The sequence below is a fragment of the Streptomyces sp. NPDC006551 genome, assembly GCF_040611675.1.
Taxonomy (GTDB): domain Bacteria; phylum Actinomycetota; class Actinomycetes; order Streptomycetales; family Streptomycetaceae; genus Streptomyces.
On sequence record NZ_JBEXOT010000057.1, the window covers coordinates 23,743 to 41,628 of the forward strand.

At 72.0% G+C, this 17,886-nt stretch carries 18 protein-coding genes; 11 read left to right on the plus strand and 7 right to left on the minus strand.

The features are described from left to right. Positions 1 to 91 precede the first annotated feature (91 nt). From ABZY12_RS31295 to ABZY12_RS31305, 3 genes are all read left to right on the plus strand, one after another. Positions 92 to 916 (plus strand): TIGR02452 family protein, encoded by an 825-nt coding sequence (locus tag ABZY12_RS31295; protein WP_356896286.1) that lies wholly within the window; start codon positions 92 to 94, stop codon positions 914 to 916. 124 nt (positions 917 to 1,040) lie between these two features. Next, positions 1,041 to 2,207, plus strand: a complete 1,167-nt coding sequence (locus tag ABZY12_RS31300; RefSeq protein WP_356896288.1) for a glycosyl hydrolase family 18 protein — start codon at positions 1,041 to 1,043, stop codon at positions 2,205 to 2,207. An 82-nt stretch (positions 2,208 to 2,289) separates the two neighbouring features. Next, complete coding sequence (locus ABZY12_RS31305) at positions 2,290 to 2,460, plus strand: hypothetical protein (protein ID WP_356896290.1); 171 nt, start codon at positions 2,290 to 2,292, stop codon at positions 2,458 to 2,460. 95 nt (positions 2,461 to 2,555) lie between these two features. Here ABZY12_RS31305 and ABZY12_RS31310 read toward each other — a convergent pair whose 3' ends face one another. Both ABZY12_RS31310 and ABZY12_RS31315 read right to left on the minus strand, forming a co-directional pair. Continuing rightward, the gene (locus ABZY12_RS31310; RefSeq protein WP_356896292.1) at positions 2,556 to 3,263 is read right to left on the minus strand and encodes an alpha/beta fold hydrolase; all 708 of its coding nucleotides are present in this window, start codon (positions 3,261 to 3,263) and stop codon (positions 2,556 to 2,558) included. Positions 3,264 to 3,288: 25 nt separating this feature from the next. Continuing rightward, the gene (locus tag ABZY12_RS31315; protein ID WP_356896293.1) at positions 3,289 to 4,536 is read right to left on the minus strand and encodes an MFS transporter; all 1,248 of its coding nucleotides are present in this window, start codon (positions 4,534 to 4,536) and stop codon (positions 3,289 to 3,291) included. Between the two features lie 199 nt (positions 4,537 to 4,735). Here ABZY12_RS31315 and ABZY12_RS31320 point away from each other — a divergent pair, with 199 nt between their 5' ends. The 3 genes from ABZY12_RS31320 to ABZY12_RS31330 all read left to right on the plus strand — a co-directional run bounded on the left by ABZY12_RS31320 (position 4,736) and on the right by ABZY12_RS31330 (position 7,452). After that, complete coding sequence (locus tag ABZY12_RS31320) at positions 4,736 to 5,758, plus strand: LacI family DNA-binding transcriptional regulator (protein WP_356896295.1); 1,023 nt, start codon at positions 4,736 to 4,738, stop codon at positions 5,756 to 5,758. Between the two features lie 52 nt (positions 5,759 to 5,810). Next, entirely contained in the window at positions 5,811 to 6,080 is a 270-nt protein-coding gene (locus ABZY12_RS31325) for a hypothetical protein (RefSeq protein ID WP_356896297.1), read from the plus strand. Positions 6,081 to 6,264: 184 nt separating this feature from the next. Next, positions 6,265 to 7,452, plus strand: a complete 1,188-nt coding sequence (locus ABZY12_RS31330; RefSeq protein ID WP_356896299.1) for a thiolase family protein — start codon at positions 6,265 to 6,267, stop codon at positions 7,450 to 7,452. 108 nt (positions 7,453 to 7,560) lie between these two features. Here ABZY12_RS31330 and trxA read toward each other — a convergent pair whose 3' ends face one another. After that, the gene (trxA, locus tag ABZY12_RS31335; protein ID WP_356896301.1) at positions 7,561 to 7,923 is read right to left on the minus strand and encodes a thioredoxin; all 363 of its coding nucleotides are present in this window, start codon (positions 7,921 to 7,923) and stop codon (positions 7,561 to 7,563) included. Between the two features lie 152 nt (positions 7,924 to 8,075). Between trxA and ABZY12_RS31340 the strand changes: the two genes are divergently transcribed. Together ABZY12_RS31340 and ABZY12_RS31345 are read left to right on the plus strand one after the other, a co-directional pair. Next, positions 8,076 to 9,527 (plus strand): NAD(P)/FAD-dependent oxidoreductase, encoded by a 1,452-nt coding sequence (locus ABZY12_RS31340; RefSeq protein ID WP_356896303.1) that lies wholly within the window; start codon positions 8,076 to 8,078, stop codon positions 9,525 to 9,527. Then, complete coding sequence (locus ABZY12_RS31345) at positions 9,524 to 10,435, plus strand: 3'-5' exonuclease (protein ID WP_356896305.1); 912 nt, start codon at positions 9,524 to 9,526, stop codon at positions 10,433 to 10,435. The genes ABZY12_RS31340 and ABZY12_RS31345 overlap by 4 nt, the downstream gene beginning before the upstream one ends. 92 nt (positions 10,436 to 10,527) lie before the next feature. Here ABZY12_RS31345 and ABZY12_RS31350 read toward each other — a convergent pair whose 3' ends face one another. Beyond that, positions 10,528 to 11,145, minus strand: a complete 618-nt coding sequence (locus tag ABZY12_RS31350; protein ID WP_356896307.1) for a TetR/AcrR family transcriptional regulator — start codon at positions 11,143 to 11,145, stop codon at positions 10,528 to 10,530. Positions 11,146 to 11,309: 164 nt separating this feature from the next. Between ABZY12_RS31350 and ABZY12_RS31355 the strand changes: the two genes are divergently transcribed. Further along, complete coding sequence (locus ABZY12_RS31355) at positions 11,310 to 12,725, plus strand: cytosine permease (protein WP_356896309.1); 1,416 nt, start codon at positions 11,310 to 11,312, stop codon at positions 12,723 to 12,725. A 116-nt stretch (positions 12,726 to 12,841) separates the two neighbouring features. Then, positions 12,842 to 14,530 carry an amidohydrolase gene (locus ABZY12_RS31360; RefSeq protein ID WP_356896311.1) on the plus strand — a complete coding sequence of 563 codons (1,689 nt, stop codon included), beginning with the start codon at positions 12,842 to 12,844 and terminating at the stop codon, positions 14,528 to 14,530. 54 nt (positions 14,531 to 14,584) lie between these two features. On the opposite strand, the gene ABZY12_RS31365 is transcribed toward ABZY12_RS31360, so the two are convergent. The 3 genes from ABZY12_RS31365 to ABZY12_RS31375 form a co-directional block, all read right to left on the minus strand. Then, the gene (locus tag ABZY12_RS31365; protein ID WP_356896313.1) at positions 14,585 to 15,226 is read right to left on the minus strand and encodes a DUF305 domain-containing protein; all 642 of its coding nucleotides are present in this window, start codon (positions 15,224 to 15,226) and stop codon (positions 14,585 to 14,587) included. A gap of 110 nt (positions 15,227 to 15,336) precedes the next feature. Then, positions 15,337 to 15,765 (minus strand): DUF6153 family protein, encoded by a 429-nt coding sequence (locus tag ABZY12_RS31370; RefSeq protein WP_356896315.1) that lies wholly within the window; start codon positions 15,763 to 15,765, stop codon positions 15,337 to 15,339. A gap of 167 nt (positions 15,766 to 15,932) precedes the next feature. Continuing rightward, positions 15,933 to 16,277: a tetratricopeptide repeat protein gene (locus ABZY12_RS31375; RefSeq protein WP_356896317.1), complete on the minus strand. Its 345-nt coding sequence runs from the start codon at positions 16,275 to 16,277 to the stop codon at positions 15,933 to 15,935. Between the two features lie 142 nt (positions 16,278 to 16,419). Between ABZY12_RS31375 and ABZY12_RS31380 the strand changes: the two genes are divergently transcribed. Next, complete coding sequence (locus tag ABZY12_RS31380) at positions 16,420 to 17,385, plus strand: pirin family protein (RefSeq protein ID WP_356896319.1); 966 nt, start codon at positions 16,420 to 16,422, stop codon at positions 17,383 to 17,385. Positions 17,386 to 17,886 lie beyond the last annotated feature (501 nt).

Below are 17,886 nucleotides of genomic sequence, written 5' to 3' on the forward strand. Positions count from 1 at the left end.
GCCACGGTCGACGGGCGTGCAAGACCGCCCTTCCGGCTCCGCGCGGGAAAACCCCTTGTCAGGAGGGATGAAGTCGATCAAGCTTTCGGCCATGAGCGCACGGCTGCGGGGGATCGCGAAACAGACCGAGGAGATCGTCGAGGCGGGCCACTACCGCGCCCCCGGCGGCCGGAAGGTCTCCATCGAGGCGGAACTGACGGCGGCGATACGGGCGACACGGCTGTACGGCCCCGAGCCCGTTCCCGTCACCCCGGACACCGACCGCGACACCGTCATCGAGGTCACCGACGAGAGCAGTCTGGTCGCCGCCCGCCGCATGACCCGGGCCCACGACGGTCCGGTGGCCGTCCTGAACTTCGCCTCGGCCCGCAACCCGGGCGGCGGCTACCTCAACGGCGCCCAGGCCCAGGAGGAGGCCGTCTGCCGGGCCTCCGCGCTCTACACCACGCTGCTGCGCGCCCCCGAGTACTACGCCCATCACCGGGCCGAGCGGGACGCCTTCTACACCGACCGGGTGATCCTCTCGCCCGCCGTCCCGGTCTTCCGCGACGACCGGGGCGCCCTCCTGGACGAGCCGTTCACGGTCGGCTTCCTCACCTCGCCCGCCCCGAACGCGGGCGTGATCCGCCGGCAGACACCCCAGCTCGCATCCCGCGTCCCGGCCGCCCTCGCGTCCCGCGCCGAACGGGTCCTGGAGACGGCGGTCGCCGGCGGCTACCGCCGTCTCGTCCTGGGCGCCTGGGGCTGTGGGGTCTTCCAGAACGACCCGGCCGAGGTCGCGGGCGCCTTCAGGACCCTTCTCACGGGCGAGGGCCGGTTCGCCGGCCACTTCGACGAGATCGTCTTCGCGATCCTGGACCGTACGGCGGGCAGGACGACGCTCGGCGCGTTCCAGCGGGTCTTCACAGGAACCTGACCGCGGTCCCGGCCGGTCGGGACCCTCGCCCCCCACGTACCGGAACGTGATCACGTCCCGCCCCCGCGGCCTGGATGGCCCAACCCGCAGGGCGCCGCGAGCCCCGCCCGCCGAGGCTCGGTCCATGCCCCTTGCGACACCGTCCCGCACCCTCGCGCTCCTGACCGCGCTGACGGCCCTGCTCATCGGCGCGCCCGCCGCCGTCGGGGCGGCCGAGGGCGACCCCCCGCGCACCGTCTCCGCCTGGCTCCCCTACTGGGACCAGGAGGCCGCCTACCTCGCCGCCCTGCGCCACGCCGACCAGCTGCACACCGTCAGCCCCTTCTGGTACGAGACGAAGGCCGCCGACCGGATCGCCCCGCACACCGGCGCCGGCGAGCGGCTCGTCATCGACGGCATCCACCGGGCCGGCATCAAGGTCGTCCCCACCGTCATGGAGACCCTGCCCTCCGGCGTCCTCGCGGGAATCCTCACCGACCCCGCCCGCCGCGCCACCCACGCGAAGGCCCTCGCCGCCGTCGCCGTCTCCCGCGACTACGACGGCCTCGACCTCGACTACGAGACCATCGCCACCACCGGCGACTCCGCCTACCCGGCCGTCCGCGACGGCTACACCGCCCTGGTCGAGGACGTGTGCGCCCGACTGCACGCCCTCGGCAAACAGTGCGTGGTCACGGTGAAGCCCAAGACCGCGACCACCGGCCGCGTCTGGGACTACGCCGCCCTGGGCAAGACGGCCGACCGGGTGCGGATCATGGCGTACAACCTGCACTGGGCGGGCGGCGCCCCCGGACCGCTCGCGAGCACCGCCTGGTACGACGAGCTGCTGCGTACCGCCACCTCCCTCGTACCGCCCGAGCGGATCGAGCTCGCCCTGCCCGCCTACGGCTGGGACTGGCCCACGGCGGGCGGCGGGAAGGCGGACACCGGAACGACCGACGGCGGGAAGACGGAGGGCGTGAAGACGGACGGCGTGAAGACCGACGCCGGAAAGACGGACGGCGTGAAGACCGACGCCGGAAAGACCGCGCACGTCACCTGGAAGGAGGCCGACGCGCTGCGTCGCGCCCACGGCGCCCCCTACCGGCTCGACCCCGTCTCCAGCACCCCGTACTTCACCTACCGGGACGGCGAGCACGCCCGGGAGGTCTGGTACCAGGACGCCAAGGGAGTCGCCGGGCACCTGGCCGTCCTGCGCCGCCACGGCGTCGTGAACACCGCCCTGTGGGCGCTGAACTCCGAGGACCCCGCCCTCTGGCCGGTGCTGGCCGGGCACGCCCCCACGCCCTGACATGCGCCGCTCGCACCCTCGTGCGAATCTGGGAACGGCCCAGCGTCCCGAGTCCGCTCCAGGAGTCAGAGGAGGCACGATCGTGGGCAAGAAGCAGACCAGGGTGAACCACGGAGCCCGTACGGGCGGCCACGAACACAGAGCCGCGCCGACGACGAAGGAACAGACCGGCACGTCGGCGACGGGCGAGACACCCCGCCCGCTCGCGCAGCAGGTCGCCCACAAGAAGGAACGGAAGTTCGGCCACAACTGACCTTCCGCACGTCGTGGCCGGGGCCCGGCGCCGTCATGGCTCCGGGCCCCGGCCACGGTGTGGTCCACGCGCCGAACGCGGACGCGCCCGATACCTCAGATCCAGCCGTCCAGGGCGGTCATGAACCCGTCGAAGTCGTCCCGGTGGATGGTGTGGCCCGCGCCGACGACCGTACGGAGCTCGAAACCGCGCTCCTTCAGCATCCGGGCGTTCTCGGGAGAGACCAGCATGCTCGGATCGGCGAGCGTGACCAGGGAGGGGACGACCGGCGCGACGGGCCACGCGTCCCGGCCGGCGAAGCCCACCAGGCCGTGGGCCGTCCGCTCGTCCCAGAGCCGTATCGTCTCGGTCTCGATGTCGAGATCCTCCTCCTCCCAGCGGGGGTTGAACTCCCGGATGTGCTCGCGGGTGAGGAACTTGCTCTGCGTGAACAGCTCCGGGCGATAGCCGCCGGACCCGGCCGGCAGATGCCAGGCGGGGTCGGAGTAGACCGCGCGGCGCGGTGCGAGCCGCTCCACGGCCAGGGCCAGCGTCAGTCCGCCGAGGGAATGACCGATCGCCAACTCGGCCCCGGCGGGCAGGGTTTCGACCACGTCGTCGGCGTAGTCCCGGGGGGTGTACCCCTCCGGGCCGGCGGCGCGGCCGCTGGCCCCGTGACCGCGCAGATCCACGGCGATGACCCGGTAGCCGTGCGCGGCGAGCGCCGGGCCGACCCTGCGCCAGGTGCGGTGGTCGGCCATGATGCCGTGGATCAGCAGGGCGATCCGGTCGCCTGATCCCCAGGTGGTGGTGTGCAACTGCACGGTGACGCCTTTCGGAACGGGGTGCTCAGCGCACGCTACGGATCGGGCGCACGGCCAGCGCCCCGAGCACCGACAGTACGGCCGCGGCCAGGAAGAGGGCCGTGTATCCGCCACTCGCCGAGACGATCAGCGAGGCGACGAACGGGGCGACGATCTGCGGGCCGGCGTTGGCGATATTGAGCACGCCCATGTCGCGGGCGGCGTCCTCGGCCTTGGGCAGCACCAGGGTGACCAGCGCCGTGTCAACCGCCATGTAGCAGCCGAAACCGAGGCCGTTGACGACCGAGAAGGCGAGCATCGCGGTCCAGCTCGTCGAGGCGGCCGGGATCACCAGCGCGACCGCGGCGAGCGCGGCGGAGGCTCCGACGAAGAGTTTGCGACGGTCGTAGCGGTCCGAGAGCCAGCCGCCGAGGACGGTGGAGACCACCATCGCGACGCCGTTGACCGGCATCAGGATCGCCACCGCCGCCTCGGCCGACAGTCCGGCCGGCAGCTCGGTGTGGTCCTTGAGGATGTACAGCTGGAAACCCGCGACCGCGAAGTAGCCGAGCACCAGCAGCGCGCGGCCGATGAACGCCCAGCGGAAGTCGTGCTCCTTCAGGGCGCTGCCGAAGGCGGCGAGCTGTGCCCTGACCGGCATCGGCGCCTTGGCGGGCGTCTTCCGCTCGCGGGCGCAGACGGTGAAGAGCACCGCGGTGGCCGCGACGACCGCGCCGAAGACCAGATAGCCGGTGCGGTAGTCCTCCGAGAAGGCCGCCCCGACCAGGGCGCCGATCGTGGAGCCGATCGGCAGACCGAGGCCGACGGCCGCGGAGGCCCTGCCGCGCGCGGAGGGCGGCACCCGGTCGGGGACGACGGAGGTGAGCGCGGCCTGGTAGACGTTCATCACCGCCTGCCCCAGACACCAGGCGATCGTCACCAGCAGAATCGTGTCGACGCCGCCGAGCAGGAGCATCACGGGTACGGCGAGCAGGCCGCCCGCCAGGATCCACGGATTGCGGCGCCCGGACCGGTCCGAGAGCGCGCCGGCCACGGGGTTGAAGACCGTGGCGAAGATGGCGGAGACACCGGAGACCAGGCCGAAGTTGGCCACCTTCTCCGCGGGGTCGATGGCCTCGATCTGGAGCGCGAGGAGCATGCCGGGCACGCCGACGTACAGCGCGTACATCGCCGTGTTCCCGGCGAGCAGCAAGGGCAGCAGCCCGCGGTTCGGCCGGGGGGCCGGGGAGGGGCCGACGCCGGTGGTGTCGGCGCCGGTGGAGGAAAGGGCCACGTTGCCCTCCTGAGCAGGAGCTCGCCCGACGCGGGGCGAGGAGCGGAAGTGATGGCTGGGTGACACGGGAGGAGACGACATGCGGGGCCGACAGCCCGCCGATGACACGTGTAAGTGACGCGTGTCAGCACTGTGTAGCACTCGAATCCGGCCATCCGCCAGACCTCGGTGGGGATCGGTCTGGAAAGATGCCGGAGCGATGAGCCAGTCACCCAGACAGTCCGCCGAACGTCCCGTGCCGACGAGCGCCGATGTCGCGCGGCTCGCGGGCGTCTCCCGAGCCACCGTCTCGTACGTTCTGAACAACACCGCGGCCGTACGGATCAGCGAGCCGACCCGCCGCCGGGTGCGCGAGGCGGCCGAGGAGCTGGGCTATGTGCCGCACGCCGCGGCCCGCAGTCTGCGCGCCGGCCACAGCCGGATGGTGCTGCTTCCCACCGCGCACGTGCCGGCCGGGCCGCTGTACAGCCGGTTCTTCAACGAACTCCAGTGGGCGCTGCGCCGTCTCGACTACACCGTGGTGCAGTACGGCAGCCTCGGCCTGGAGGGCGACGAGGCCGCCCGGACCTGGGCCGAGCTCCGCCCGGTCGCCGTCGTCTCCCTCGGGGAGGTCCAGCTGACCCCGCGGGGCGTGAAGATCCTCAAGCGCTCCGGCGCGAAGGCGGTGATCACCGTCGGCCCGCAGCGGATCGAGGGCGCGCACGCGCTGGTCATGGACCAGGCGCGGGTGGGCCGTGTCGCGGTCGCGCATCTCGTCGAGCGGGGCAGGCGCCGGATCGGCGTGGTCGTCCCCGAGGAGCCGGGCCTGGAACTGTTCTCCGGGCCGCGCCTGGAGGGTGCCCGGCAGGCGGTCGAGGGTAAGGGCGCCACCGTCGTACCTCTGCCGTTGCGGTACGAGGAGGAGTCCGCCACCGAACTGGCCGCCCGGTGGAGGGAGTCGGGCCTCGACGGGGTCTTCGCCTACAACGACGAGTACGCGATGCTGCTGATGCGGGCCCTGCAGGACGCGGGCGTCTCGATCCCGGGCGAGACCGCGATCGTCGGCTCGGACGACCTTCTCCTCGGGCGGCTGCTGCGGCCGCGGCTGAGCACGGTGCGGATCGACATGGTGATCGGCGAGCACCTGGCGGAACTGGTGGACCGAGCGGTCCGTGACCCGGAGGCCGTCCCGTCGGCGCACGATCTGATGGCCTCGCGGGTCGTACGGCGGGAGTCGAGCTGAGGCCGGGAGACATGTCCGGCGCGGACCCGGCCGAGCGCTTAGCGTCGGAAGCATGAGCACAGTTCCGAAGCGTTTCGAGATCCTCCTGGTCCCCGAGCACGTGGAGGACCGCGGTGACGCCTCCGTGGAGGACAGCGCGGTCCGCTCGGCGGTGGTCGAGGCCACCGGCCGTCAGGGCTCCTCGGGCTACCCGCGCTACGAGGGCCACGGCATGGCCGCCGACATCGATCCGGAGACCCGCACGGTCGAGGCCCTGCTGGTCGACGGACGTGAGCTGGACTACGGCCTGACGGCGCTGATCCGGCACGATACGGGCTCCTGAGCGCGCCCCGCGCCGTCGCCCCGTCGCCCGGCGGATCGGTGGACCGGCGGTTGTATCCGCCACACATCGCTCCTCCGGACCGTTGACAGGAGGCGCCGTCCGGCAGAGACTCGGCGCGCACGATTCCGAAGGAAAGTTCACCTGGCGAACACTTCCTGTCGAAGGTCCACGTGGGAGAGAACCGATGAGCATCCGCGACGTCTACATCGTCGACGCCGTCCGCACCCCGATCGGCAAGTTCGGAGGCGCCCTCTCCTCCGTCCGCCCCGACGACCTGGCCGCCCATGTCGTCAAGGCGCTGGTCGGCCGCGTGTCCGACCTCGACCCCGCCCGGATCGACGACGTGTACTTCGGCGACGCGAACGGCGCCGGCGAGGACAACCGCGACGTGGCCCGCATGGCCGTCCTGCTCGCCGGCCTGCCCACCTCCGTGCCCGGCGTCACCGTCAACCGCCTCTGCGGCTCCGGCCTGGAGGCCGTGATCCAGGCCGCCCGCGCCATCGCGCTCGGCGACGCCTCCGTGGTCGTGGCGGGTGGCGTCGAGTCGATGTCCCGCGCCCCCTGGGTCCTGCAGAAGCCCGAGCGCGCCTTCCCGGCGGGACACCAGCAGCTGCACTCCACGACCCTGGGCTGGCGCATGACCAACCCGAGGATGCCCGCCGAGTGGACCGTCTCGCTCGGCGAGGGCGCGGAGCTCGTCGCCGACAAGCACGGCATCACCCGCGAGCAGCAGGACGCCTTCGCTCTGGCCAGCCACCAGAAGGCGGCCGAGGCGTGGGCGAAGGGGCTGTACGACGGTGAGGTCGTGCCCTACGACGGCGTGGACCTCGCCCGTGACGAGTGCGTCCGCGACAACACCTCGCTGGAGGCCCTCGGCCGGCTGAAGCCGTCCTTCCGTACCGACGGCGGCACGGTCACCGCGGGCAACGCCTCGCCGCTCAACGACGGCGCCGCGGCCCTGCTCCTCGTCGACGAGGAGGGGCTGCGGGAGACCGGCCGCGAGCCGCTCGCCCGGATCCGGGCCTCGGCCGTCACGGGAATCGAACCGCAGCTCTTCGGCCTCGGCCCCGTCGAGGCGGTCCGGCGGGCGCTCGGCAAGGCGGACCGTTCCTTCGCGGACCTGACGACCTTCGAGCTCAACGAGGCCTTCGCCGCCCAGTCCCTCGGCTGCCTCGCCGAGTGGCCGGAACTCGACCCCCAGATCGTCAATCCGCGCGGCGGCGCCATCGCCATCGGACACCCGCTGGGCGCCTCGGGCGCGCGGCTCGCCGGCTCGGTGGCCCACCAGCTCGCGGCTGCCGGATCGGGCACGGGCCTCGCCGCGCTCTGCATCGGCGTCGGCCAGGGCCTGGCGCTGGTCCTGGAGCGCTGAGCACGGAGCGTCGGGCGGTGAGCCGCTGACGCCGAGCGCCGAACACCGAGCAGCGGCAACGCGAAGGGCGGTACGGGTGCTCCCCGTACCGCCCTTCGCGCGCGAGACCTACTGCTTGGCATCCTCGATGGACTTGCGTACCTCGGCCATGTCGAGCTTGCGCGCCTGACCGATCACGTCCTCCAGCGCGGCCTCGGGCAGCGCGCCGGGCTGGGCGAACACGGCCACGTTGTCACGGACGATCATCAGCGTGGGAATCGAGCGGATCTCGAACGCGGCGGCCAGCTCCTGCTGCGCCTCGGTGTCCACCTTCGCGAAGACCAGGTCCTCGTGACGCTCGGACGCGGCCTCGAACACCGGCGCGAACTGGCGGCACGGACCGCACCAGGAAGCCCAGAAGTCGATCAGAACGAAGTCGTTGTCGCTCACGATCTGGTCGAAGTTTTCCTTGGTGAGCTCTACGGTGCTCATGCTTCCTACCTCTCCGGGGCTCCTGATGGTGTCCTCACGGTCCCCTGGGGACTCGCCCCGCACAACGGCGCGTCGCCCCCCGCTATTCCGGGACCGCACCGCCGCACCTTCCCCTGTGGCCTCCCGGCACACCTGACGCCAGACTGGGGCGCATGACACGAGCGGTGGAGCACGAGTACGACGTGGTGGTCCTGGGCGCGGGGCCGGTCGGCGAGAACGTGGTGGACCGGGCCAGGGCGGCCGGACTGAGCGTGGCGGTGGTGGAGAGCGAACTGGTCGGCGGGGAGTGCTCGTACTGGGCGTGCATGCCCAGCAAGGCGCTGCTGCGCCCGGCCATCGCCCGCTCCGACGCGCGCAAGGTGCCCGGCCTCCGGCAGTTGGTCCGAGGGCCGCTGGACGCCGCCGCCGTGCTCGCCCACCGCGACTACTACGTCTCCCACTGGAAGGACGACGGCGCCGTCACCTGGCTCGACTCCACCGGCGCGCGGCTCTTCCGCGGCCATGGACGGCTGGCCGGTGCCCGCCGGGTCGCCGTCGAGGCACCCGAGGGCGAGCGCCACCTCCTCGCCGCCCGGCACGCCGTCGCCGTGTGCACCGGCAGTCGCGCCGTCCTGCCCGAGCTGCCCGGGCTGACCGGCGCCAGGCCCTGGACCAGCCGCGAGGCCACCAGCGCCCACCGTGTCCCTGACCGGCTCGTCGTCGTCGGCGGGGGAGTGGTCGCCGCGGAGATGGCCACCGCCTGGCAGGCGCTCGGCTCGCACGTCACGGTGCTGATCCGCGGCGAGACTCTGCTGGGCCGGATGGAGCCGTTCGTCGGCGAGCACGTCGCCGAAGCCCTCACCGCGCGCGGGGCCGACGTCCGTACCGGCGTCTCCGTCTCCGCCGTCGTACGGGACGGAAGCACCGGCCCGGTCACGGTGGTCCTGGAGGGCGGTGACCAAGTGGTGGGCGACGAGGTCCTCTTCGCGACCGGCCGCGCCCCGCGCACCGAGGACATCGGTCTGGAGACGGTCGGTCTGGAGCCCGGCTCCTGGCTCTCGGTGGACGACAGCCTCCGGGTCACCGGCCACGACTGGCTCTACGCCGTCGGCGACGTGAACCGCCGTGCCCTGATGACGCATCAGGGCAAGTACCAGGCCCGGATCGCGGGCGCCGCGATCGCAGCCCGCGCCGCCGGCGACTCCCTGCCCGAAGAAGACCCCTGGGGCGCGCACGCGGCCACCGCCGACCACGCGGCGGTGCCCCAGGTCGTCTTCACCGACCCCGAGGCCGCGTCGGTCGGCCTCTCCCTGGCGGAGGCCCAGCGTGCCGGACACCGGGTACGCGCCGTCGACCTCGACCTCTCCGGCGTCGCGGGCGCCGGTCTGTACGCGGACGGCTACCGCGGCCACGCCCGTATGGTCGTCGATCTCGAACGCGAGATCGTCCTCGGTCTCACCCTCGTCGGCCCGGGCATCGGGGAGCTGCTCCACTCGGCGACCGTCGCCGTGGCGGGAGAGGTCCCGATCGCCCGCCTCTGGCACGCGGTTCCGGCGTATCCGACGCTGAGCGAGGCCTGGTTGAGGCTGCTCGAGGCGTATCGCGACGGCGCCGGGACGTCATGAGCCCCGGGTCGGGGGAGGGTGCCACGGCGGGTGCGGGTGCCGGGTCGGGTGCGGGGCCGGGTGGCCTCGTCAACGACTACGACGGGCCGTGCGCGGTGTGCGGAGCCGTGGTCGCCGCCGGTTCGGGAGTGCTCCGGCACGGCCGGACGGGCGGCTGGGAGGTCTACCACCCCGAACACGTACGGGAGCCGACGCCACCCGCCCGGCTCGGACACCCCGGCTGGCACCGCCGTCGGCTCATGGCCCTGGACATCGCGACCACCGGCAACCGGGCCGCCGTCGACCGGATCCTCGCCGCGTCCGTACGGACGAGTGACGATGTGTCAGCGGACTGGATCCTGGATCCTGGATCCGATCCACTCTCCCTGGCGCCCGGCAAAGGGCACGGCATCACGATCGAGCGGGCGCGGAGGGAGGGGGTTCCCGCGGCGGACGCGCTCGGCGAAGTGGCGGACCTGCTCGTCGAACACCTCGCGTCGGGCGAACTGTTGGTGGTCTGGTTCGCTCCGCACGTCCTGACCACGCTCCATGCCGAACTCCTGCGCCACGGCGTGCGCCCGCTGACCGAGCGGCTTCCGGCGGGCGTGGCCCCGGTCTGCGACCCGCTCGTCCTGGACCGCCACGCGGACCGCTACCGCCCCGGTCGCCGCTCCCTGGACGCGGTCACGGCGTGGTACGGCATCCCGCACGCCCACCCTGGGGAAGCCGCCTCCGACGCCGAGGCCACCCTCGCCCTCGCCCAGGTCATCGGCGCCTCCTACCCCTCGATCGCCCGGCTGTCACGGCCCGCGCTCCACGCCGAACAGATCCTCTGGAACGCCGACCTGTCACGCCACCGGCCCGGCACCCCGGACTGGCCCATGACTCCCGTGGAGCCCTTGCCGTGGGAGGACCCGAAGGCAGGATGAACGCGGCCCGCGCTCGCGAATCCGGCGAGCTGAACGGGTTCAAGAGCTCAACGAGTTCGACGAGTTCAAGGAGCTGAACGAGCTGAACGAGCTCAGTGGGCTCGCGGGATCAGCCGTTCGACCGCCGCCCTCGCCGCCTCCAGCGCCGGGCGGGCGTCCCGCCCCTGGTCCTGGCCGAGGACGACCCGTGTGCTCAACCCGTCGAGGAGCGCGAGGAGTTCGGAAGCGCGCTCGGTCACCTCGGCGGCATCCATCGCAGCGAAGCGCCGCTGTGACACTCCCTTGGTGAGCAGCGCCTCCAGGTCCTCCTGCCAGCCCCGGTCCAGATCGCGCTGGGCCTCGCGGAGGGACTCGTTGGCGGGAGTGCGGGCCCAGAGTTCGATCCAGAGCGTCCAGCGCGGATCGCGCGGTCCGCGCGGGAGATACAGGCGCAGGAAGAGGTCCAGCTTGCGCTCCGCCGTCAGCCGGCGGGACAGGAGCGCGCGGCGCTCCTCGGCGAGCGCCGTCTCGCTCCAGCGCAGCGCGGCCAGCAGCAGCAGGTCCTTGCTGCCGAAGTAGTACAGGATGTGGCCGCCGCTCGTGCCCAGGCGTTCGGCGAGCGCCGACATGGTGAGCGCCGCCAGGCCGTCCTCGGCGATGGCCGCCATGGCCTCCTCGAGCATGCGCTCCTGGGCGATGTGCCCGTCACGCCGTCGTGCTGCCCCTGCCACCCGATCCGCCTCCGCCGCCCCGTCCTGACGGTCACGACTCTAACCGCAGGTCCCCGAGGTCTTGACGAGGCGGGCCTGTCTCCCACATCTTGAATGCCGTTCTAACTTCTAGAACGGCATTCAAGATGATCTGCGTGCATGTGGGGGCGGGTATGGGAGTGGACATGGCACCAGAGGGAAGAGCGGCCGCCGTCGGTCGTGACGAGGTCTTCCAGGTCGAGGGTCACGGCATCGACCCCATCCCCGACACCGAACGGCACGGCAGCGCCAAGGACCTCTTCTGGCTCTGGTTCGGCTCGAACCTCACCTTCACCTACGTGATCAACGGCGCCCTCGCCGTCGCCTTCGGCCTCTCCTTCTGGCAGGCCACCGCCGTCGTCGTCATCGGCGGACTCTTCTTCTTCGCCATCAGCGCCGCCGGACTCAGCGGGGTCCGTACCGGCACGGCGACCCTCGTCATCTCCCGCGCCGCCTTCGGTGTGCGGGGAAACTGGCCCGCCGGGCTACTCAACTGGGTCGTCAGCATCGGCTACACCATCGTCAACACGGTCGTCGGCACCCTCGCCCTGGAGGCGTTCTTCGCCGACCTGGGCTGGGGCGGCGGCGATGCCGCCCGCGCCGTCGCGCTCGCGGTCACGCTGACGATGACCTTCGCCGTCGCCCTGTGGGGACACGCCACCGTCCAGTTCGCCGAACGCTGGATGGCCTACGCCCTCGCCATCGGTTTCGCCGCCCTGCTGGTCTTCGTCCTGCCCGGCGCCGACACGGCCGCGCCGGCCGCCGGGCCCGGCGCCGCCGGCTGGAGCCTCGCCTTCGTCGTCATGCTCGCCGGCCCCTTCTCGTACGTCCCCATGCCCGCCGACTACACCCGCTATCTGCCGCGCTCCACCTCCCTGAAGGCCCTCACCTGGAGCGGCGCCCTCGGCGGATTCCTCTCCTCCGTCGTCCTCGGCGTCGCCGGGGTCGCCGCCGCGACCCAGACCGACATGACGGACGCGGTCGCCGGGGCCGAAGGGCTGCTCCCGGGCTGGTTCCAGCCGCTCTTCCTCGCCCTCGTCCTCGGCGGTTCGGTCACCAACTCGATCATCACGCTCTACTCCTCCAGCCTGAACCTCCAGGTCCTCGGCATCCCCTGGAGCCGAGCCCGCGCCATCGTGATCAGTGCCGCTGTCACCGCACTCGGCTCCCTCGGCGCCCTGTTCCTCACCGACTTCACCACCTCGCTGCTCTCCTTCCTCTCCCTCCTGATCATCGTCTTCGCCCCCTGGGGCGGTGTCTTCCTCGCCGACATGGTGCTGCGTCGCTGCGCCTACGACTCCGAGGCGCTGCACGCCGGTGCGCGAGGGGCGTACTGGTACCGCGCGGGCTGGCACCCCGCCGGAATGACGGCCCTGCTCGCCGGCATCCTCTTCGCCGCGCTCACCTGCGACTCCGAGCTGTGGACCGGCCCACTCGTCGCACCGCTCGGCGGGGCCGACCTCACGCTCCTCGGCGCGGTCGTCTCCGCGCTCGTGTACCTGCTCATGGCGCGTCGCACGGTCGCGCCCGCCCACCCGGAAGGCTCTTCGGCCCATCCGTAAGGCTCTCCGGCCCATCCGTAAGGCTCCTCGGCCCATCCGTAAGGCGCCTTCGCCCGCCCGTAAGCCCCTGTGGCCCGTAAGCCCTCGCAAGCCCCTCAAGGTGCCCCCCGCGGCACATGGAGTTCGTTCTCATGCACATCCCCGTCACCCAGCCCACGCCCGCCGATCTCGTTCTCACCCACGCCCGGATCCACACCGTCGACCCCGATCTGCCCGAGGCCGAGGCGCTGGCCGTGCGCGACGGACGGATCGTCTGGGTCGGTGCCGACGCCGACGCCGCCGCGTGGACCGGTGCCGAGACCCGGATCCTGGACGCCGGCGGCCGGCTCGTCCTGCCCGGCTTCATCGACGCCCACAACCATGTACGCCTCGGTTCCGACGGCGCCTGCGTCCAGCTCGCAGGAGCCCGCACCCTCGACGCCATCCACCAGCGGATCACCTCCTGGCGGGCCTCGCACCCCGGCGCCGCGTGGATCGAGGCCGAGGCGTTCGACTACTCCGCCATCCCCGGTGGCCGGATGCCCACCGCCGCCGACCTCGACCCGGTCACCAAAGACACCCCGGCGCTCGTCCTCAGCTATGACGTGCACACCGCCTGGCTCAACACCGCCGCCCTGCGCCGGCTCGGCGTCCACCGGGACCGCACCAGCCTGCCGTTCGGCGAGGCCGTCACCGATCCGGTCACCGGCGAACCCACCGGATTCGTACGGGACTTCGCCGTCAAGGGCCTGTCGCGCGACGGCCACCGCGCCCTGCGCGAGCTCGGCGTGCCGTGGGCCGCGCCCGACCGGCAGTACGGACGCCTCGCCAAGAGCCTGGACGACGCCATCGGTTATGGCATCACCACGGTCGTCGAACCGCAGAACTCCCTCGACGACCTGGCCCTCTTCGAGCGGGCCCGCGCCGAGGGCCGGCTCCGCTCCCGTATCGTCGCCGCCCTCTTCCACCCTCGCGGAACGACCGAGACCGACCTCGACGAATTCGCCGCCGCGGCAAGGAAGTACGACGACGACCGGCTGAACGTGGGCCCGCTCAAGCTCTACATCGACGACGTCGTCGAACCCCGTACGGCGGCGCTCCTGGAACCGTACGCCGGCTGCGGCCGTCACCGCGGCGACACCTTCTACCCGGCGGAGGAGTTCGCCGAGCTGCTCACCCGGCTCGACGCCCGAGGCTTCCAGTGCTTCGTCCACGCCACCGGCGACCGCGGCATCCGTACGGTCCTCGACGCCGTCGCCCGCGCCCGGGCCGTGAACGGCCCCCGGGACGCCCGGCACCAGATCGTCCACGTGGAATGCCTCGACCCCGCCGACACGCCGCGCTTCGCCGAACTCGGTGTCGTCGCCTGCATGCAGCCCCGCCACGCCGCGCCCGACATCGCGGGACCCGGCCAGGACTGGGCCGAGAGCATCGGCCCCGAACGCTGGCACAAGGCATGGCCGTTGCGCAGCCTGCACACCGCCGGAGCCGTGCTGGCCCTCTCCAGCGACTGGAACGTGGCGGAGATGGACCCCATGGTCGGCATCTACACCGCCGTCACCCGCCGCCCGCTGACGGGCGGCGGGGAGCCCTGGACGCCGCAGGAGACGATCGACGTCGCCACGGCCGTCGAGGGCTACACGATGGGCTCGGCCTACGCCAACTTCCTGGAGAACGACCGGGGTTCGCTGACCGTCGGCAAGCTCGCCGATTTCGTGATCCTCTCCCGCGACATCCTGCGCGTCGACCCTGAGGAGATCCTGGGCACGGTGGCCGAAACCGTCGTGGTGGGTGGCGAGACCGTCAGCACACGGCCGGGCGCCTGACGCCCCCGTCCCCGGGGCGGCCCCTCACGGTGAGGGGCCGCCCCGGGGCATGGGTCAGAGCCGTCCGAGGATCGTCCGCAGCTGGGTGACCTCGGCGGACTGCGTACGGACCACGTCGTCGGCCAGCTTCTTCGCCGACTCGTTACGGCCGTCCTTCTGTTCCGTCCTGGCCATCTCGACCGCGCCGTCGTGGTGGGCGATCATCAGCTCGGCGAACTTCTTGTCGAACGCCTTGCCCTTGGCGGCCGCCAGGTCCTTCATGTCCTGGTCGGACATCATCCCGGACATCTCGTGGCCGCCGTCGTGACCGTCGTGACCGGCGGACTCGGGCTTGCCCCACTGCTTGAGCCAGGACTTCATCTTCTGGATCTCGGGGTCCTGCGCCTTCTCGATCTGGACGACGAGCTTCTTGATCTCGGGGTCCTCGGCCCGGCCGTCGGCCAGCTTCGCCATCTCCAGGGCCTGCTCGTGGTGCGGGATCATCATCTGGGCGAACGCCACGTCGGCGTCGTTGAAGTCACCGGACGCGTCGGCCGTGGCGGGAGCGGAGGGCGCGGCGGCGGAGGTCTTGCCCCCGTGATCCGTCCCGCTCGACGCAGGGCCGTCGGCGCCACAGGCGGAGAGCAGGAGGCCGGCAGCGGTCGCGGCGCCGATGAGGGCGAGCTTCCGGGCGGCGGGGTTCGTCAGGGCACGCATCTGTGTCACACCTCGTGTGCTGTCTGTGCGGCGTACGCCCGTGCGTACGCGCGGGAAGGCTGTAGGGACGCGTCTGCGGGCGGCCCGAGGCGCCCGCGGTGGCGTTCGGCCTAAATCCGCAGGACGGACAGCTCAGTGAGGTCGGGAGGCCGGGGCGGCGGGGCGTTCGGCCCGAGGCCCGGTGAGAACCCGGCGATGATCCGGGCGGGATGGTCGCGACGGCGGCCGAGCGCCGCCCGGACGAGCCCGGCGAGCAGCCAGACGCTGAGGACGGCCACGCAGAGCGTGGTCATGTCCATCGTCATACCGGAGTCGTGCGACGAAGCGGGCGACGACTCGGGCTCGTCTGAGGGAGGCTCGTGCACCCCGGCGGCAGACCCATGCTGTGCCGTCCCGGTCGCACCACCGTCCGAGGACCCCGCCGGATGGCCCACCGAGTGCATCACGAAGACGCCGAGCGCGAGCACGACGACGAGCAGCAGGTGCGCCAGGGCACCTCCCGCTCGCATGCCGCTGCGTTCCAGCCGTTCCGCGCGCACGGTTCGAACCTCCCGGCCCGACCCTACCGAAGCCCGGCGGTGGTTTCGGCAGGGGCGTCGCCCGGCTCGCCGGAGTCGCGCCCGTACGGCTGCCCCGCCGGTCCTTCACCGGGAGGACGCCCTCGCGGCTCAGGGGCGGCGCGGGGCCCCGCGTCCGCCCCCGAGGGTCACTCCGGCAGGTCCCCGGCCATCGCGGCGGCGAGCCGCAGGTGCGGCGCCGCGTCGGCGGCCCGTCCCTGCCGCTCCAGCGTGCGCCCGAGCATGAGCCGGGCGTAGTGCTCCACCGGGTCCCGCTCCAGTACGGCGCGGAGCTCGGTCTCGGCGCGGGAGAGCTGGGCCGAGTGGTAGTAGGCGCGGGCCAGCAGCAGGCGCTGGGCCGTCTGCTCCGGGTGCTCGGAGACCAGACCACGCAGGATGCGCGCGGCGGTGAGGTACTCCTTCGCCTCGAAGAACAGCTGCGCGCGGTCCCAGCGCTCGGCGGCCGTACCGAACTCGTAGTACGTCTCGCTCATTGGATCTCCTCCACCGGCTTCTCGCTCTGCCCACCCCGTGAGGGCGGCACCGTCGTCAACACGACAGGATGGTTGAACATTCCACTATCATTTTCGCGTGGGCACACCCGCTCCGTGCCCGGACAGGAATAGGTTGAGCGCCATGAGCAATCTTGATCGTCAGGCCACCCTCAACGTCTGCGGCGGCCGCGGCTTCGTCGTCGCCGAGCCGGTACGGGAACTCCTGAGCCCCCGCCGGGTCCAACTGGGCGAGTCCACCGAGGTTCGCCGTCTGCTGCCCAACCTCGGCCGCCGCATGGTGGGGGCGTGGGCCTTCGTCGATCACTACGGGCCTGACGACATCGCGGACGAGCCCGGTATGCAGGTGCCGCCGCACCCGCACATGGGGCTTCAGACGGTCAGCTGGCTGCACGACGGTGAGGTGCTGCACCGTGACAGCACCGGCAGCCTCCAGACCATCCGGCCGCGCGAGCTGGGTCTGATGACCTCGGGCCGGGCCATCTCCCACTCCGAGGAGAGCCCCCGGCCCCACGCCCGCTTCCTGCACGGCGCCCAGCTCTGGGTCGCCCTCCCGGACGCCCACCGCCACGTCGAGCCGCACTTCCAGCACCACGCGGCCCTTCCGCAGGTCACCGCTCCGGGCCTCACGGCCACGGTGATCCTCGGCGAACTCGACGGCGCGACGTCCCCCGGCACCATCTACAGCCCGCTGGTCGGCGCGGACCTGGCCCTGGCGGCGGGCGCCGAGGTGAACCTCCCCCTCGAACCCGACTTCGAGTACGCGGTCCTCTCGATGTCGGGCGAGGCCCACGTAGACGGCGTACCGGTCCTGCCGGGCTCGATGCTCTACCTCGGCTGCGGCCGCACGGAACTGCCCCTGCGCGCCACATCCGACGCCGGTCTGATGCTCCTGGGCGGTGAGCCGTTCGAGGAGGAGATCGTCATGTGGTGGAACTTCGTGGGCCGCACGGACGAGGAGATCCGCAAGGCCCGCGAGGACTGGATGTCCACCACCCGCTTCGGCGAGGTCAAGGGCTACGACGGGGGCCGGCTGCCTGCGCCGGAGGTCCCGCCGACCCCGCTCAAGTCGCGGGGCAGGGTGCGCTGACCTGGGGTTTTCTCCTCACGGCCGATGTCCGAAGCAGGCTCGCTCGGCCGTGCCTCCGACTTTCGGCGTGCCACCGGGAGGGATGGTTTCGCACCCTCTCTCGGTGGCGCAGCCGGCGGGGTGTGCTTCTACGGTGTGCTCGTGTGTGAGCAGGTCTGGTCAGCTGGATGCTGACCTTTTGCTGACTTTACTGATGAGTCATCAGGTGCGTCTCCGGGGCCAGCGCCTTCCTTGCTTGGTAGCCGTACAGGCGATCTGGCGTGCCAGGCATGCTCCCCGAGGTGGTGTCGATCACCGTCCCGCCGCGTCCTCAGAGTCGCTGCTTGCGCATCATGAGCGGGTGGAGAGCCCAGACGAGTTGCCCGTCGTGATGATCACAGCCGATCGTGGTGCGGACGCCCTCGTTTTACAAGCCGTCTCATTTGGTGAGGCGGCGGTAGCAGATGAGGGTGCAGGCGATGCTGGTGAAGGCGAGGAAGTGGCTGGCTTTGCGCTCGTAGC

What these genes read in the sequence shown, in the direction of transcription:
- ABZY12_RS31295 (WP_356896286.1), top strand. Translation starts at nt 92, where the DNA reads ATGAGCGCACGGCTGCGGGGGATCGCGAAACAGACCGAGGAGATCGTC.
- ABZY12_RS31300 (WP_356896288.1), top strand. Translation starts at nt 1,041, where the DNA reads ATGCCCCTTGCGACACCGTCCCGCACCCTCGCGCTCCTGACCGCGCTG.
- ABZY12_RS31320 (WP_356896295.1), top strand. Translation starts at nt 4,736, where the DNA reads ATGAGCCAGTCACCCAGACAGTCCGCCGAACGTCCCGTGCCGACGAGC.
- ABZY12_RS31325 (WP_356896297.1), top strand. Translation starts at nt 5,811, where the DNA reads ATGAGCACAGTTCCGAAGCGTTTCGAGATCCTCCTGGTCCCCGAGCAC.
- ABZY12_RS31330 (WP_356896299.1), top strand. Translation starts at nt 6,265, where the DNA reads ATGAGCATCCGCGACGTCTACATCGTCGACGCCGTCCGCACCCCGATC.
- trxA (WP_356896301.1), bottom strand. Translation starts at nt 7,923, where the DNA reads ATGAGCACCGTAGAGCTCACCAAGGAAAACTTCGACCAGATCGTGAGC.
- ABZY12_RS31340 (WP_356896303.1), top strand. Translation starts at nt 8,076, where the DNA reads ATGACACGAGCGGTGGAGCACGAGTACGACGTGGTGGTCCTGGGCGCG.
- ABZY12_RS31345 (WP_356896305.1), top strand. Translation starts at nt 9,524, where the DNA reads ATGAGCCCCGGGTCGGGGGAGGGTGCCACGGCGGGTGCGGGTGCCGGG.
- ABZY12_RS31355 (WP_356896309.1), top strand. Translation starts at nt 11,310, where the DNA reads ATGGCACCAGAGGGAAGAGCGGCCGCCGTCGGTCGTGACGAGGTCTTC.
- ABZY12_RS31360 (WP_356896311.1), top strand. Translation starts at nt 12,842, where the DNA reads ATGGAGTTCGTTCTCATGCACATCCCCGTCACCCAGCCCACGCCCGCC.
- ABZY12_RS31365 (WP_356896313.1), bottom strand. Translation starts at nt 15,226, where the DNA reads ATGCGTGCCCTGACGAACCCCGCCGCCCGGAAGCTCGCCCTCATCGGC.
- ABZY12_RS31375 (WP_356896317.1), bottom strand. Translation starts at nt 16,277, where the DNA reads ATGAGCGAGACGTACTACGAGTTCGGTACGGCCGCCGAGCGCTGGGAC.
- ABZY12_RS31380 (WP_356896319.1), top strand. Translation starts at nt 16,420, where the DNA reads ATGAGCAATCTTGATCGTCAGGCCACCCTCAACGTCTGCGGCGGCCGC.